Here is a 14,543-nt window from a genome sequence, read left to right on the forward strand (position 1 = left end):
TTGCCATTTCAGTAATCGGTCCGCGAGCGCTCATCGGGACGCGAGGGCTCCCCGGCGTCGGTTGGCCACGAATCGCACCACGTCGGCGATCCAGTCCCGGTCGGTGCGCAGGGTCAGCAGCGGCGCGTTGCACCGGCGCAGGGTCCGGGCCACGTCGGCGCGATGGGCGTCGGAAGCCTTGGCGAAGTCGGCTCGCAGTTGCGCGTCGATGGTGAACTCACGCGTGACCCCGGACTCGGTGTCCTGCAGGATGACGTCGCCGACGTCGGGCAGTTCGACGTCGCGCGGATCGATGACCTCGATGCCCAGCACCTCGTGCCGGCCGGCGATTGCCCGCAGCGGCCGCATCCAATTGATGGGACCGAGGAAGTCGCTGATGATCACCGCCATGCCACGGCGCCGTTCTGGCCTGCGCAGCGCATCGATGGCGACGGCCAGGTCACCGCGGACGCCGAGCGGCGCGCGCGGCATGGTGGCGATCGCCCGGAGCAGCTCGTGCTCGTGGACTCGACCGCTGAGCGCAGGCACCCGCCTGGTGCTATCGCCGTTGGTGATCACCGCACCGAGGCGGTTGCCGCCCCCGCTGTTGAGGAACGCGATGGACGCCGCGGCCGCCACGGCGAGATCGCGCTTCTCACAGCCCGCGGTGCCGAAGTCGAGGCTCGCCGAGACGTCCACGACGAGCCACGTCTCGAGCTCGCGATCGGCGATCATCTGCCGGACGTGCGGCGTGGTGGTGCGTGCGGTCACCGACCAGTCCATCCGGCGTACGTCGTCCCCGGGCTGATAGATCCGGGAGTCACCGGGCTCGGAGCCGGGGCCGGGCACCAATCCCTGGTGATCGCCGTGCAGCACCCCGTCGAGCTTGCGGCGGACCGTCAGCTCCAGTTTGCGGAGTGCGGCCGAGAGCTCGGGATCCCGGATCTGACCGCGTTGGAGCGACGGCAGGTCCACCCGGGAGTTCGGACCCCCAGTCGGACGGGTCATCGACCGCCGGCCGCTGCCGGGGCGGGCATGGCGGGTGCTGCCGAATGTCCTTGCTGCGGAATGGCATTCACCTGCGGCAGGGCCACGGTCTGCATGATCCGGTTGATCACCGTCTCCGCGGACACCTCATCGGCCAGCGCGTCGTAGGTCAGGACCAGGCGGTGCCGGAGCACGTCGGGGATGACCTCGACGACGTCCTGCGGAATGACGTAGTCGCGGCCACGCACCAGGGCCAGGGCCCGGGACGCGGCGATGATGCCGAGGGAGGCGCGGGGCGAGGCGCCGTAGGCGATCCAGGACTTGGCGTCGGGCATGCCGAACTTCTCGGGTTCGCGGGTGGCGGTCACGATGCGCACGACGTAGTCAACCAGCGCGTGGTGGACGAAGATGCCCGCCGCGACGTCCTGCAGCCGCAGGAGATCACCGGTGTTCAGGATCTGCTTCGGCTGCGGCGGGGTGACGCCCATCCGATAGATGATCTCGCGCTCTTCCTCCGGCGTCGGGTAGTCCACGTTCAGCTTGAACAGGAACCGGTCGCGCTGTGCCTCGGGCAGGGAGTAGACACCCTCCTGCTCGATCGGGTTCTGCGTGGCCATGACCAGGAACGGGCTGGGCAGCGGGAAGGTCTTGCCACCGAGCGACACCTTCCGCTCGGCCATCACCTCGAGGAGTGCCGACTGCACCTTGGCGGGCGCGCGGTTGATCTCGTCGGCGAGCAGGAAGTTCACCATCACCGGCCCCAGCTCGATGTCGAACTCTTCCTTTCCCACCCGGTAGATGCGGGTACCGACGATGTCGGTCGGCACCAGGTCCGGGGTGAATTGGATGCGCGCGAACGTACCGCCGACGACCTTGGCGAACGTCTCCACGGCGAGGGTCTTGGCCACGCCGGGCACGCCTTCGAGGAGCACGTGGCCCTTCGCGAGCAGCCCGACGAGCATGCGCTCGACCAGCAGGTCCTGGCCGACGATGATCCGCTTGACCTCGAAGATGGCCCGCTCGAGGGTGTGGACCTCGTTCTGCAGGCCGCCGTTCACCGACGGTGGCTGCTGGGGGCCGCCCTGCGCAAACCCCTGCGCCGGGGGTTGCCCGGGGAAACCGCCAGCGCCCTGCGGCGGCCCACTCGGTGACGTCATTCAGTTCCTCCACGTGTTCTGTCGTGCTCGGTCAAGTGGCGCCAGAGCCACTCGGCGGACGCTCGTCGTCAACTATTCCAGGCACTTCGTGATCCGTCGACGTGCCCTGCCGGGAGGCGGTCCAGATCAGGACTCGATGAACCGCACCAGATGGGGTGACATACCCGAGGTCCGCACCGGGCTGACGGTGACCTTCTCGGCACTGCCCGACGCCTCGAGCATCTTGCCGCCGCCGAGGAAGATCGCCACGTGCTGGCTGCCTCCCGGCCCGTAGAAGATCAGATCGCCCCGCTTGGCCTGCGACGGTGCGATGGGCCTCCCGGAGGTGTACTGGTCACCCGAGTACTTGGGGATCGGCACGCCGACGCCGGCGAACGCGTACCGGGTGAAGCCGGAGCAGTCGTAGCCGACCTTGCCCGCGTCGTAGTCGACACCCTCGCTGGGCCCGTTGAGCGCGCCGCCGCCCCACGAGTAGGGCACGCCCCTTTGCGAGCCGGCCCGCTGAATCACGTACTCGATGGCTTGGGGCCCGCGCACCCGACCGCTGGCCGCCGCAGGCGCGCTACCGCCAAGACCGATGCTCGACAGGAACTGCCGCCCGAGGCTCTGCGTGGTCTGCAACGCGATCGCGCTTGCCTGGAAGGACGCGTTGGCGATCGCGACGGGGTCTCCCGGTGCACCGGAACTCGGCCGTTGCGGCAGCGTCGGATCCCACGCCCCGTCACCGGGTTCGGCCAAGGCGAGGGCGGCGGTTCCGGGGGCGAGAGACGCAGCCAACGTGATGGCCAGCGTGACCGCGAGCAGCAAGGCGCGGCGAAGGAACTTCGAGGGCAAGACAACCACCATCAGTATTCGATGTAGCGGACGACGTACGGCGTCATGCCGCTGGTGCGGACGGGCGACACCTTGACGGTGGAACCCGTGTACGGCGCCTCGAGCATCTGGCCGTTGCCGAGGTACAGGGAGACGTGCTGGCTGCCCCCCGGCCCGTAGAAGATGACGTCGCCACGGCGCATCTGCGACGACGGGATCTTGCGGCCCATGTCGTACTGGGCACCCGAGTAGTGCGGCAACTTGATGCCGACCCCGGCGAACGCGTAGAGGATCAGGCCGGAGCAGTCGAAGCCAGTGGTGCCTGCTCCGGAGTCGATGCCGCGGCTCGGCCCTGCCGCGTTGCCACCGCCCCACGAGTACGGCACGCCCATCTGCGACCCGGCCCGTTTGATGGCGTACTCCGCGGCCTGCTGACCGTAGACCCTCGGTATCGCCCCATCGTTGGTGTAACCCGTTGGTGTGGGCAGAATCCCGAGCTTCTGCAGGAAGCTGCGCCCCATCTCCTGGGTGGCCTGGGCGGATGACGTGGCAATCCCGAGGATCGTGTTGATGATCGCCACCGGGTCACCGCCGACGAACGCGCTCGGGATCGCGGGGAGCGTGAGATCCCACTGCGAGTTGGCAGGCGCGGCGGTGGCGGGATCGCGGTCCCAGTCGTTCGACGGAACGGCCGCAGCGGCGGGCGTTGCCGACGGCGTCACCTTCGCGACCGTCTTGGTGATGGGTGCCGAGACGTTCCTGGCCGCGGCGAGCTTCGCCTCGGCGGCGGACCGGTCGGCGATCAGCCCGTCGAGCTCGGCCTGCTGACCGGCGAACGTCTGCTGCGCGGAGGTCAGCGAGGCGACGGCGGCATCCTGACTGGACTGCGCGTCAACCACGGCCTGGTCGGCCCGCTGCTTGGCCAGTCGGGCTGCGGAGTCCTGGTTCACCTGGTCGATGCGCGCGCGCTGCAGGGAGGAGATCACCTGCTGCGTGCTGGCGTTGAGGGTCTGACCGGTGGCGGCGGTGTCGAGGATGTCCGCCGGGTCCTTGGCCGTCACGTAGGACGCCGACGGGCCGTTCATGTAGGTCGATGCGGCGAACGTGTCGAACCGCCGCTGCGCCGCGGCGATGGCGGCATTGGCGTCGTCGAGGGCCGTCTGGCTGGCGTCGACCTCACCCTGCGCGGCAGCGGCATCGTCGCGCGCGGTCTGCACGTCGACGATCGCCTTGTTGACGCTCTCCTGCTCGGCCTGGATGCCCGCACCCAGTTCCTGCAGCTTCTGATCCGCGTTGGCGACCGCGGCGACGAGGCCGGCGATGCTCCCGGAATCCACGGGCTCGGCGGTCGCGACTCCCACCCCGTGGGTGAACGCGGACGCGGCGAGAACACCACATGCGAGCGAACCCGCAAGCGAGGCGCGAAGGGTGCGTCTCATCGGACTCCGGTCTCCTCAGGCTGAACGCGAACGTGCTGCACGTTCGTCGAGCCCCCGAGTCACAGAAGTCACGTAGATCACAACTGCAACACCGGGTGCCTTCTGCACCGTACGTCACAAAAAGCGTCGAGGAAACGCCAGAAAGAAATTACATTGTTGTAATTGAAACGTTGTTATCGAATGGTGACTTTCGACGAAATGAAATACCACCGAAAGTTCAGTTGTCCGCCGCCACAGGCTTTTCGGCGTCGTTCGTCTTTCGCGCCCGGACCTGCAACATCCGCGTGCCGATAGCCGCCGCGGCGACGCCGACGACGAGAAGCAGAGTGAATGGCGTCCACGGGAAATGCGATGTCGTCAATTCGGTCACGAAATTCTGAGAAGCGACCACGGGCGTACCGCTCACCTTCGCGATGTCCTGCCCCGCCTCCAGGGTGACGCGATCGAAGGTCGGGCTGTAGGTGCCCGCGAAGGACGGACTCAAGACCAGCACCGTCGACCCGGGGTGCTCCCGGCCGACTTCGGTGGCGATGTCTCGTAGCGGGGTGTCGATCGCCGGGTTCTGGTCGAGGACGACGATCTTGAGGTCGATCCCCTTCTGCTTCGCGTCGGCGACCACCTGGGCGAGCCCGGCATTGGCGGGGACGTCAGGTGCGCTGACGCCGTCACCGCGGAGATCGGCCTGAACCAGGTCCATGCACGCGTCCGGTGGCGTCGCGACCGGATCCTTCCCGACGGTCGAGCACACCTGCGACGGGATGTACAGCGGCACCTGCGGAGTCGTCACGTGCCAGAGGTTACCGCCAACAGGGGCCGATGGGCTGGCAGCACGCCCGGATGAGGAGAAGACTGGGCCCCGCGCCGATGTGCCTTACAGGACAAGCGTACTGTTGGAATCCGTACCGCCGAGACACAGCCCGTCACGGCGAAGATCGAGCCGGGAGTTGATGTGACCAGCGCTAATTCGTTTGGAGCCCGCGACACGTTGAACGTGGGGGACGAAGCCTACGAGATCTACCGCCTCGACGCGGTACCCGGAACCGAGAAGCTTCCGTACAGCCTCAAGGTGCTCGCGGAGAACCTGTTGCGCACCGAGGACGGCGCCAACATCACCAAGGACCACATCGAAGCCATCGCCAACTGGGATCCCGAGGCCGACCCGAGCATCGAGATCCAGTTCACCCCGGCCCGGGTGATCATGCAGGACTTCACCGGCGTGCCCTGCATCGTCGACCTCGCGACCATGCGCGAGGCGGTCGGCGAACTCGGGGGTGACCCCCACAAGGTCAACCCGCTGGCTCCGGCCGAGATGGTGATCGACCACTCGGTGATCGTCGACGTCTTCGGCAGGCGCGACGCCTTCGAGCGCAACGTCGACATCGAGTACTCGCGCAACGGCGAGCGCTACCAGTTCCTGCGGTGGGGCCAGGGAGCCTTCGACGACTTCAGCGTCGTACCCCCGGGCACCGGAATCGTGCACCAGGTGAACATCGAATACCTGGCCCGCACGGTCATGGTCAGGGATGGGGTCGCGTACCCCGACACGTGCGTGGGCACCGACAGCCACACCACGATGGTCAACGGACTGGGCGTGCTGGGCTGGGGTGTGGGCGGCATCGAGGCCGAGGCCGCCATGCTCGGCCAGCCCGTCTCCATGCTCATCCCCCGCGTCGTCGGCTTCAAGCTGACCGGCGAGATCAAGCCGGGCGTCACCGCAACCGACGTGGTGCTCACGGTGACCGACATGCTGCGCAAGCACGGCGTGGTCGGCAAGTTCGTGGAGTTCTACGGCGCGGGTGTCGCCGAGGTGCCGCTGGCCAATCGCGCGACGCTGGGCAACATGAGCCCCGAGTTCGGCTCCACCGCAGCCATCTTCCCGATCGACTCGGTGACTGTGGACTACCTGCGGCTCACCGGCCGGACCGAGGAGCAGCTGGCGCTCGTCGAGGCCTACGCCAAGGCCCAGGGCATGTGGCACGACGCCGACAAGGAACCTGCCTTCTCGGAGTACCTCGAGCTAAACCTCGGGGACGTGGTGCCGTCGATCGCCGGCCCGAAGCGACCGCAGGACCGGATCGAGCTCTCCGACGCGAAGAACGCCTTCCGCAAGGACATCCACAACTACGTCGGCGAGAACCACCCGGCACCGGAGACCAAGCTCGACGAGGCCGTCGACGAGTCGTTCCCGGCCAGCGATCCCGTATCCCTGTCCTTCGCCGACGACGGGGAAGGAGACTTCCGGTACTCCGCTGCCAACGGTGCGGAGGGGCGGCCCACCAAGCCCGTCACGGTCAAGTCGGACGAGCAGGGCGAGTTCGTCCTCGATCACGGCGCCGTCGTCGTCGCGGCGATCACGTCGTGCACCAACACCTCCAACCCCTCGGTCATGTTGGGTGCCGCGCTGCTGGCCCGCAACGCCGTCGAGAAGGGGCTGACCTCGAAGCCGTGGGTCAAGACGTCGATGGCACCGGGATCGCAGGTGGTCAGCGACTACTACGACAGGGCGGGCGTCTGGCCGTACCTCGAGAAGCTGGGCTTCTTCCTGGTCGGTTACGGCTGCACGACCTGCATCGGCAACACCGGGCCGCTGCCCGAGGCCATCTCCGCGGCCATCAACGACAACGACCTCTCGGTCACCGCGGTGCTCTCGGGCAACCGCAACTTCGAGGGCCGCATCTCCCCCGACGTGAAGATGAACTACCTGGCCTCCCCGCCGCTGGTCATCGCCTACGCGCTCGCGGGCACCATGGACTTCGACTTCGAGGCCGACCCGTTGGGTCAGGACACCGAAGGGAACGACGTCTTCCTCAAGGACATCTGGCCCTCGTCCAAGGAGATCTCCGACGTCATCGCCTCGTCGATCGACCGGAAGATGTTCACCGACAGCTACGCCGACGTGTTCAAGGGTGACGAGCGCTGGCGCAACCTGCCCACGCCCGAGGGCAAGACGTTCGACTGGGACCCGAACTCGACGTACGTGCGCAAGCCACCGTACTTCGAGGGCATGCCCGCCGACCCCCAGCCGGTGACGGACATCTCGGGTGCCAGAGTGCTTGCGCTGCTCGGCGATTCGGTCACAACCGACCACATCTCGCCGGCGGGCAACATCAAGGCGGGCACACCTGCCGCGCAGTACCTCGAGGAGAACGGCGTCGATCGCGCAGATTACAACTCCTACGGCTCGCGGCGCGGCAACCACGAAGTGATGATCCGCGGCACCTTCGCCAACATCCGGCTCAAGAACCAACTGCTCGACGACGTGTCGGGCGGCTACACCCGCGACTTCACTCAGGATGGCGGTCCGCAGGCGTTCATCTACGACGCCGCACAGAACTATGCGGCGCAAGGCATTCCGCTGGTGGTGCTGGGTGGCAAGGAGTACGGCTCGGGGTCCTCGCGCGACTGGGCGGCCAAGGGCACCAGCCTGCTCGGCGTCCGCGCCGTGATCACCGAGTCGTTCGAGCGGATCCACCGGTCCAACCTGATCGGCATGGGCGTCGTGCCGCTGCAGTTCCCCGCGGGGGAATCGGCAGCGTCACTCAAGCTCGACGGGACCGAGACGTTCGACATCACGGGCATCACCGCGTTGAACGACGGCAAGACGCCCAAGACCATGCACGTCACCGCCACCAAGCAGGACGGGTCGAAGGTCGAATTCGATGCCGTGGTGCGCATCGATACCCCGGGCGAGGCCGATTACTACCGCAACGGCGGCATCCTGCAATACGTCCTGCGCAACATGCTGAAGACGCAGTAGGACACGAGGCCAGGACGAGATAGGCGCTTGCGTTGCCACGGGTGACCGACGACCATCTGGCGGCCCGCCGTCGCCAGATCCTCGACGGCGCTCGGCGGTGCTTTGCACAGTACGGATACGAGAGCGCGACCGTGCGGCGGCTCGAACAGACCATCGGGCTGTCGCGCGGCGCGATCTTCCACCACTTTCGCGACAAGGACACGTTGTTCTTCGAGCTGGCCCGTGAGGACGCCGAGAGAATGGCGGAGGTGGCGTCCCGTGAGGGGCTGATTCAGGTGATGCGGGACCTGCTGGCGGCGCCGGAGCAATTCGACTGGCTCACGACGCGGCTCGAGATCGCGCGAAAACTGCGAAACGATCCGGAGTTTCGCGACGGTTGGGCGGATCGCGCAACGGAGTTGTCCGACGCTACGACAGCACGGTTGCAACGGCAGAAGGAAGCGGGCCGACTACGCGACGACGTACCGAGCGACGTGCTACACACCTACCTGGACCTGGTGCTCGACGGGCTCGTCGCCAGACTTGCATCCGGCGACGACCCGGCGAGGCTCAGCGCGGTGCTCGATGTGGTCGAGGCATCCGTTCGCCAGCAGTGACTAGTGTCGCCGACGGTGGTTTGGTCCACCGCGGCTGCGCATCGTCGTACCTGACTCGCGCAACATGCTGTGGATGGAGCCGTACGACTTCCCAGTCGTTGCCACCAGCGTTCGTATGCTCGCACCCTGTTCATAGGCGCTGCGCAGTTCGCCGAGCAATTCGTCCCTGGACTTCTCCAGTTCCCGCATGTGATTTCTCCCCACTTTCCGAGTAAATTTCACGTACCCGGCCCGGAAAGATTTCAATCACCTTGGAAAATCAGGCAAGTTCGATGAGGTCTCGATAGTCGTCGGACCAGTAGTCCTCCGTGCCGTCCGGCAACAGCACCACCCGCTGGGGATCGAGTGCTTCGGCTGCCCCGGGATCGTGGGTCACCAGCACGACCGCGCCGACGTAGCTGCGCAACGCGTCCAGCACCTGTTCGCGCGACGCGGGATCGAGGTTGTTGGTCGGCTCGTCGAGCAGCAGGACGTTCGCCGTCGAGGCGACCAGTCCGGCCAGGGCCAGTCGGGTCTTCTCGCCGCCCGAGAGGGTGCCCGCGGGCTGGTCGAGCTGCGGTCCCGTGAACATGAACGCGCCGAGCAGACTTCGCAGGTCCTGGTCGCCGGTGTCGGGTGCGGCGTGTCGGATGTTCTCCCACACCGAGGCGAGACCGTCGATCGTGTCGTGCTCCTGCGCGAAGTACCCCAGCTTGAGCCCGTGGCCCGGTTCGATCACACCGGCATCGGCGGCTTCGGCGCCGGCCAGGATCCGCAGCAGCGTGGTCTTGCCCGCGCCGTTCAGTCCGAGAACCACCACCCGGGATCCCTTGTCGATCGCCAGGTCCACGCCGGTGAAGATCTCCAATGAGCCGTAGGTCTTGGTCAGGCCCTTGCCGACCAGCGGCGTGCGACCGCAGACCGCAGGCGTGGGGAACCTGATCTTGGCGACCTTGTCGGCCACCCGCTCGTCATCGAGTTCGGCGATCATGCGCTCGGCACGGCGCAGCATGTTCTGCGCGGCGACGGCCTTGGTGGCCTTGGCGCCCATCTTCGCCGCCTGGGTGCGAAGGGCGGAAGCCTTCTTCTCGGCGTTGGCCCGCTCCCGGCGGCGGCGCTGTTCGTCGGTGGACCTGGCGTCGAGGTACTTCTGCCAGCCCATGTTGTAGACGTCGGCCTCACCGCGGACGGCGTCGAGGAACCAGACCCGATTGACGACGTCGGCGAGCAGACTCACGTCGTGACTGATCACGACGAGGCCACCGGTGTGGCTCTGCAGAAAGGTGCGGAGCCACCCGATCGAGTCGGCGTCGAGGTGGTTGGTGGGCTCGTCGAGCAGCAGCGTGGTATCCGACCCCGACCCGGTATCTGAGGCCGCGAACAGGATGCGAGACAATTCGACTCGACGGCGCTGGCCACCGGACAACGTCCGCAAGGGCTGGGTGAGAACGCGCTCCGGCAGGCCGAGGCTCGCACAGATCCGGCCCGCCTCGCTCTCGGCCGCGTATCCACCCAGGGCCGCGAACCGCTCTTCGAGCTCCCCGTACCGCCTGACCGCCTTGTCCATCGCGGCGTCGTCGGCGACCTCCGCCATGATCGCCTGCTGCTTCTCCAGATCGGAGAGCAGCGTGTCGAGGCCGCGCGCCGAGAGAACCCGGTCGCGGGCCAGCATGTCCAGGTCTCCCTCTCTGGGATCCTGTGGCAGGTAACCGATTTCACCGGTGCGGCCGATCGTGCCCGCGTAGGGTTCGCCCTCGCCGGCGAGGATGCGCATCGTGGTGGTCTTGCCTGCGCCGTTGCGGCCGACGAGTCCGATCCGGTCACCCGGCTGGATCCGAAGGGCGGCGCCTTCGATGGACAGCAGCGTACGCGCGCCAGCGCGGACCTCGAGGTCCGTTGCGGTGATCACGCTGTACTCCTACTTTCGTCTTACTCGTCGTCGGTGGCAGGCGACTCAGCGCTAGCGGTCGTCGGTGAAGACCGGGGACCGCTTCTCCGCGCGTGCAGCTACCGCTTCCTCGAAGTTGGCGGTGAGCAGGCGCACGTAGAGTTGGCCCAGACCTTCAGCCTGCATGTGACCCTCTAGGCTACCGGCTTCCAGTCCACTCCAGAGCGTGCGCTTGGTCAACTCGATACCGGGCCGCGAGTACGCGGCGATGCGTGCGGCCATCTCATAACAGGTGTCGAGCAGCGCGTCTCCGACGACGGACCGCGATACGAGGCCGATCCGCTCAGCCTCTTCGGCGTCGACGTCTCGCCCGGTCAGCATCAGCTCGAACGCCCGGGAAGTACCAATTGCCTTGGGCAACAGGTACGACAGCCCCAGCTCGCTGGCCGTCAGCCCGTTGTTGATCCCCGCGGCCCGGAAGTAGGCTGCCGTCGCGGCGACTCGAATGTCGCAGGCCAGCGCGAGACACAGACCTCCGCCGATGGCCGCGCCGTTGACCGCGGCGATGACGGGTTGGTGCATCTTGCGTATGGCGAGGATCACGTCGTCGAGCACCTCCATCGACCGCAGCGCGAACGACGGGCGGGTCAGTCCGGCCACGTGCGGGACGGAGCCGGCCGACTTGTGATCGGCTCCCGACGAGAACCCCCGGCCCGCACCGGTCAGCACCACTACACGGACGTCGTTGTCGTGCGTCAGTTCGTCCAGGGCCCGCTTCAGGGGAACCATCACGTCGAACGCCATGGAGTTCATCCGCTCGGGCCTGTTCAGAGTCACCAGCGCGACGTGGGGCTGCGGGTGGTCGACGAGGACGAGGGCTTCGGTCTGCTCGGTCACGGACTGCACGCTATCGCGTGCAGCGGCTAGACCTCTTCGGCTTTGGCCTGCTCCGCGATGGCGGCCTCGACGTCGAGGGCCTTGATCTGATCGATGACCTCTTCGAGGTCCTTCGCCGGCAGCATCCCGGAATGCCGAAACACCATGTGGCCCTTCTTGAAGGCCATCAGCGTGGGAATCGCCTGGATCTCCGCGGCCGCGGCCAGACCCTGTTCGGCCTCCGTGTCGACCTTCGCATGCACCACATCGGGATGCTTGTCCGACGACGCAGCGTAGGTCGGCGCGAAGGCGCGACACGGCCCACACCATTCGGCCCAGAAATCGACGAGCACGATCTCGTTGTCGGTGATGGTGTCGTTGAATTGTTCGGTGGTGATGTCCTGCGTACTCACGTATCTCCCAACGTCGTGTTCCAGCTGCTTGTTCCCACTAGGCGGTCAACGCCAAACCGTCAGCGCAATGTGCTCAACGCGGATGCCGCGTCGTACCCATTGAACCGGTCGAGCGTGTCGTCGCGCAGCCTGTTCACCCAGGCCGGGTCAGCCAGCAGGGCGCGGCCGATCGCGACGACGTCGAACTCGCCCGCCTCGAACTGCGCGATCACCCGGTCCGGCGGTGCCGGTGCGATCACCGGACGCCGCCCTTCACTGAGGAAGGCGGTGTCCAGCCCCACCGATCCCACCGCGATCACCGGTGTGCCGGTCACCTTCTTCGTCCAGCCCGCGAGGCTGAGCGCCGGATCCACCTCCGGGAAGGCCGCGGCGTAGTGCCGTCGCGTGGACGGATGGAAGACGTCGACGCCGGCGTCGACGAGGGGCGCCAACAACTCCTGGAGCTCGGCCGGGTCGCCCGCGATGGAGGCGTCGTAATCGGTGCCCTTCCACTGCGAGAACCGGAAGATGATCGGGAAGTCCTGGCCGACGGCCGAGCGGATCGCGGCCACCACCTCAGCGGGGAACCGCGTCCGGTGGGCTAATGAACCGCCGTAGCCATCGGTGCGCGAATTGGTTCTGTCCCAGAGGAATTCATCGAGGAGGTAACCGTGAGCCCCGTGGACCTCGACGGCGTCGAAGCCGGCGTCGCGCGCGTTGCGGGCCGCGACGGCGAAGTCATCGGCCACACCGGCCAGCTCATCGGCGGCCAGCGCGTGCCCCGTCGACTCCCCCAACCCATTCACACCCGAGGGGCTCACGGGCGCGACGCCATCGGCGTCGCCACGCTCGGCGCCCTGGTGCCACAGCTGGGCGGCGATCACGGCGCCCGCGGCGTGCACGGCACCGGTCACGCTGCGCCATCCCGCGAGTACCTCGTCGCCGGCCAGGGTCGGCACCGACTCGGGGTACCCCGCCGCGGGATCGGGTAGCCGGACGCCCTCGGTGATGATGAGGCCGACACCACCCGCCGCCCTGCGGGCGTAGTACTCAGCGACGTCGGAGCCCGGCACGCCACCCGGGGATGCCTGCCGCGTCATCGGCGCCATGGCGAACCGGTTGGGGACCGTCATCGACCGCACGGTCAGCGGTCGAAACAGCTCGGCGGCGCCTTCGATGCTCATGACGGGGTGCAACGCTACGAGTCGCCGACCAATTCCCTTTTGCGCGTGGCGATTACAACTCGCTCCGGCCGCGGTCGAGGAACTCGCCGATATCGGCGGCGAGGCGGTCGACGTCATGTGACGGATCGAGCATCAGGAACGCGCCAAAGGGGGCGTTCCAGAAGTCGCCGATACGGGAGGTCCACGGGCCGACGTAGGCGTACGGCAGGGCGTGAAAGTCGTCGCCCGGCGAGACGCCGTAGTTGACTTCGTCCTCGGTGACCGCCACGTCGAAGTGCTCCGGCCATAGCACCGGATGCTGATTGGGCAGCGCACCCTTCAACGCGAAGCCACCGGCGTACAGGCTGCGGTGGATCAGGTCCGCCGCTTCGGGGTCGATGTCGAGCACGGTTTCCGGCGACAGCGGATCGACGATGTCGTAGACACCCTCGGGCGGGCCGACGTCCAACTGGGTGGCTGCGACGAGTGCGCCGACCGTTCCGGTCAGCGGCGCCGCGTCCTCACCCCAGACCAGTTCGGCCCCCCGTACGGCGACGGGGATGGACACACCGGTGAAGCCGTCTGGCCGGACGGCCAACTTCACCGTGCGGGCCGAGCGGTGCTGTGGACCGGCGATGAAGCTCTCGGCGATGCCGCGAAGCTGGCGGCGCGTGATGACGTAAAGGTCTTCGCGCATCCGTCAGACCGTGAAGCCGAGTGCCCTGAGCTGCTCGCGGCCGTCCTCGGTGATCTTGTCCGGGCCCCACGGCGGATTCCACACCCAGTTGATCTTGATCTCGTTGACCAACCCGGTGCCCACCAGCGCGGTCCTGGACTGATCCTCGATCACGTCGGTCAGCGGACAGGCCGCCGAGGTCAGCGTCATGTCGATCAACGCGACCTTGGAACCGGCGTCGCCTGCCTCGATGTTCAGTCCGTAGACCAGTCCGAGGTCGACGACGTTGATGCCGAGTTCGGGATCCACCACGTCGCGCATTGCCTCTTCGAGATCGGCGAGCGTCTCGTCATCCGGCTGTGCGGCAGTTTCGCTCATCGTCATCCTCCTGTAGGTCTGATTCCGTACTCGCCTGTGCCAGCGCGTCTTTGAAGGCCATCCACCCCAGCAGCGCACACTTAACGCGGGCGGGGTACTTGGCGACTCCGGCGAAGGCGATCCCGTCTCCGATCACGTCTTCGTCACCATCGACGTTTCCGCGCGACGAGATCATCTCGGTGAACGCCGCCACGGTCTTGAGGGCGACGCCCACGCTCTGGCCGATCAGCTGATCCGTCAGCACCGACGTCGCGGCCTGGCTGATCGAGCAGCCCTGCCCGTCATACGAGATGTCGTCGATCGTGTCGCCGTCCGCCGAAAGAGCGACCCGCAGGGTCACCTCGTCACCGCAGGTCGGGTTGACGTGGTGCACCTGTGCGCCGAACGGCTCCCGCAGCCCGCGGTGGTGCGGGTGCTTGTAGTGGTCCAGGATCACTTCCTGGTACATCTGTTCCATTCGCAC

At 67.1% G+C, this 14,543-nt stretch carries 15 protein-coding genes; 2 read left to right on the forward strand and 13 right to left on the reverse strand.

Going from position 1 to position 14,543, the window contains the following annotated elements; genetic code table 11:
- Window positions 1–30 precede the first annotated feature (30 nt).
- From QUE68_RS15705 to QUE68_RS15725, 5 genes are all read right to left on the reverse strand, one after another.
- Window positions 31–987 (reverse strand): DUF58 domain-containing protein, encoded by a 957-nt coding sequence (locus QUE68_RS15705; protein WP_284227004.1) that lies wholly within the window; start codon window positions 985–987, stop codon window positions 31–33.
- Entirely contained in the window at window positions 984–2,123 is a 1,140-nt protein-coding gene (gene moxR1 / locus QUE68_RS15710; protein ID WP_286274127.1) for a chaperone MoxR1, read from the reverse strand. Before moxR1 ends, QUE68_RS15705 begins: the two co-directional genes overlap by 4 nt.
- Window positions 2,124–2,249: 126 nt before the next feature.
- On the reverse strand, window positions 2,250–2,969 hold the full coding sequence (gene ripB, locus QUE68_RS15715) for an NlpC/P60 family peptidoglycan endopeptidase RipB (protein WP_284227007.1): 720 nt from the start codon (window positions 2,967–2,969) through the stop codon (window positions 2,250–2,252).
- Window positions 2,969–4,375 carry an NlpC/P60 family peptidoglycan endopeptidase RipA gene (gene ripA, locus QUE68_RS15720; RefSeq protein WP_286274128.1) on the reverse strand — a complete coding sequence of 469 codons (1,407 nt, stop codon included), beginning with the start codon at window positions 4,373–4,375 and terminating at the stop codon, window positions 2,969–2,971. The genes ripB and ripA overlap by 1 nt, the downstream gene beginning before the upstream one ends.
- A gap of 217 nt (window positions 4,376–4,592) precedes the next feature.
- Window positions 4,593–5,162, reverse strand: a complete 570-nt coding sequence (locus tag QUE68_RS15725; RefSeq protein ID WP_284235863.1) for an Rv1476 family membrane protein — start codon at window positions 5,160–5,162, stop codon at window positions 4,593–4,595.
- A 162-nt stretch (window positions 5,163–5,324) separates the two neighbouring features.
- Here QUE68_RS15725 and QUE68_RS15730 point away from each other — a divergent pair, with 162 nt between their 5' ends.
- Together QUE68_RS15730 and QUE68_RS15735 are read left to right on the forward strand one after the other, a co-directional pair.
- Window positions 5,325–8,132: an aconitate hydratase gene (locus QUE68_RS15730; protein ID WP_284235861.1), complete on the forward strand. Its 2,808-nt coding sequence runs from the start codon at window positions 5,325–5,327 to the stop codon at window positions 8,130–8,132.
- 32 nt (window positions 8,133–8,164) lie between these two features.
- Window positions 8,165–8,728: a TetR/AcrR family transcriptional regulator gene (locus QUE68_RS15735; protein WP_284235860.1), complete on the forward strand. Its 564-nt coding sequence runs from the start codon at window positions 8,165–8,167 to the stop codon at window positions 8,726–8,728.
- Here the strand turns inward: QUE68_RS15735 and QUE68_RS15740 are convergent, their stop codons facing one another.
- From QUE68_RS15740 to sufU, 8 genes are all read right to left on the reverse strand, one after another.
- Window positions 8,729–8,917, reverse strand: coding sequence for a helix-turn-helix domain-containing protein (locus tag QUE68_RS15740; protein WP_284227012.1), 189 nt, complete (start codon window positions 8,915–8,917; stop codon window positions 8,729–8,731).
- A gap of 70 nt (window positions 8,918–8,987) precedes the next feature.
- Window positions 8,988–10,616 (reverse strand): ABC-F family ATP-binding cassette domain-containing protein, encoded by a 1,629-nt coding sequence (locus QUE68_RS15745; RefSeq protein WP_284227013.1) that lies wholly within the window; start codon window positions 10,614–10,616, stop codon window positions 8,988–8,990.
- Window positions 10,617–10,667: 51 nt separating this feature from the next.
- Window positions 10,668–11,501: an enoyl-CoA hydratase gene (locus QUE68_RS15750; RefSeq protein WP_284235858.1), complete on the reverse strand. Its 834-nt coding sequence runs from the start codon at window positions 11,499–11,501 to the stop codon at window positions 10,668–10,670.
- 17 nt (window positions 11,502–11,518) lie between these two features.
- Window positions 11,519–11,884: a thioredoxin gene (gene trxA, locus QUE68_RS15755; protein ID WP_284227015.1), complete on the reverse strand. Its 366-nt coding sequence runs from the start codon at window positions 11,882–11,884 to the stop codon at window positions 11,519–11,521.
- A 59-nt stretch (window positions 11,885–11,943) separates the two neighbouring features.
- Window positions 11,944–13,047 (reverse strand): NADH:flavin oxidoreductase, encoded by a 1,104-nt coding sequence (locus QUE68_RS15760; protein WP_284235856.1) that lies wholly within the window; start codon window positions 13,045–13,047, stop codon window positions 11,944–11,946.
- Between the two features lie 52 nt (window positions 13,048–13,099).
- A complete protein-coding gene (locus tag QUE68_RS15765) occupies window positions 13,100–13,723 on the reverse strand; it encodes a hypothetical protein (protein WP_284235855.1) in 624 nt (207 codons plus the stop codon).
- A gap of 3 nt (window positions 13,724–13,726) precedes the next feature.
- A complete protein-coding gene (locus QUE68_RS15770) occupies window positions 13,727–14,080 on the reverse strand; it encodes a metal-sulfur cluster assembly factor (RefSeq protein WP_284227018.1) in 354 nt (117 codons plus the stop codon).
- The gene (gene sufU / locus QUE68_RS15775) at window positions 14,052–14,543 is read right to left on the reverse strand and encodes a Fe-S cluster assembly sulfur transfer protein SufU (protein ID WP_284227019.1); all 492 of its coding nucleotides are present in this window, start codon (window positions 14,541–14,543) and stop codon (window positions 14,052–14,054) included. Before sufU ends, QUE68_RS15770 begins: the two co-directional genes overlap by 29 nt.

Origin of the sequence: Mycolicibacterium sp. TUM20985 (assembly GCF_030295745.1) — a bacterium.
In the GTDB taxonomy this organism is placed as follows: Bacteria; Actinomycetota; Actinomycetes; order Mycobacteriales; family Mycobacteriaceae; genus Mycobacterium.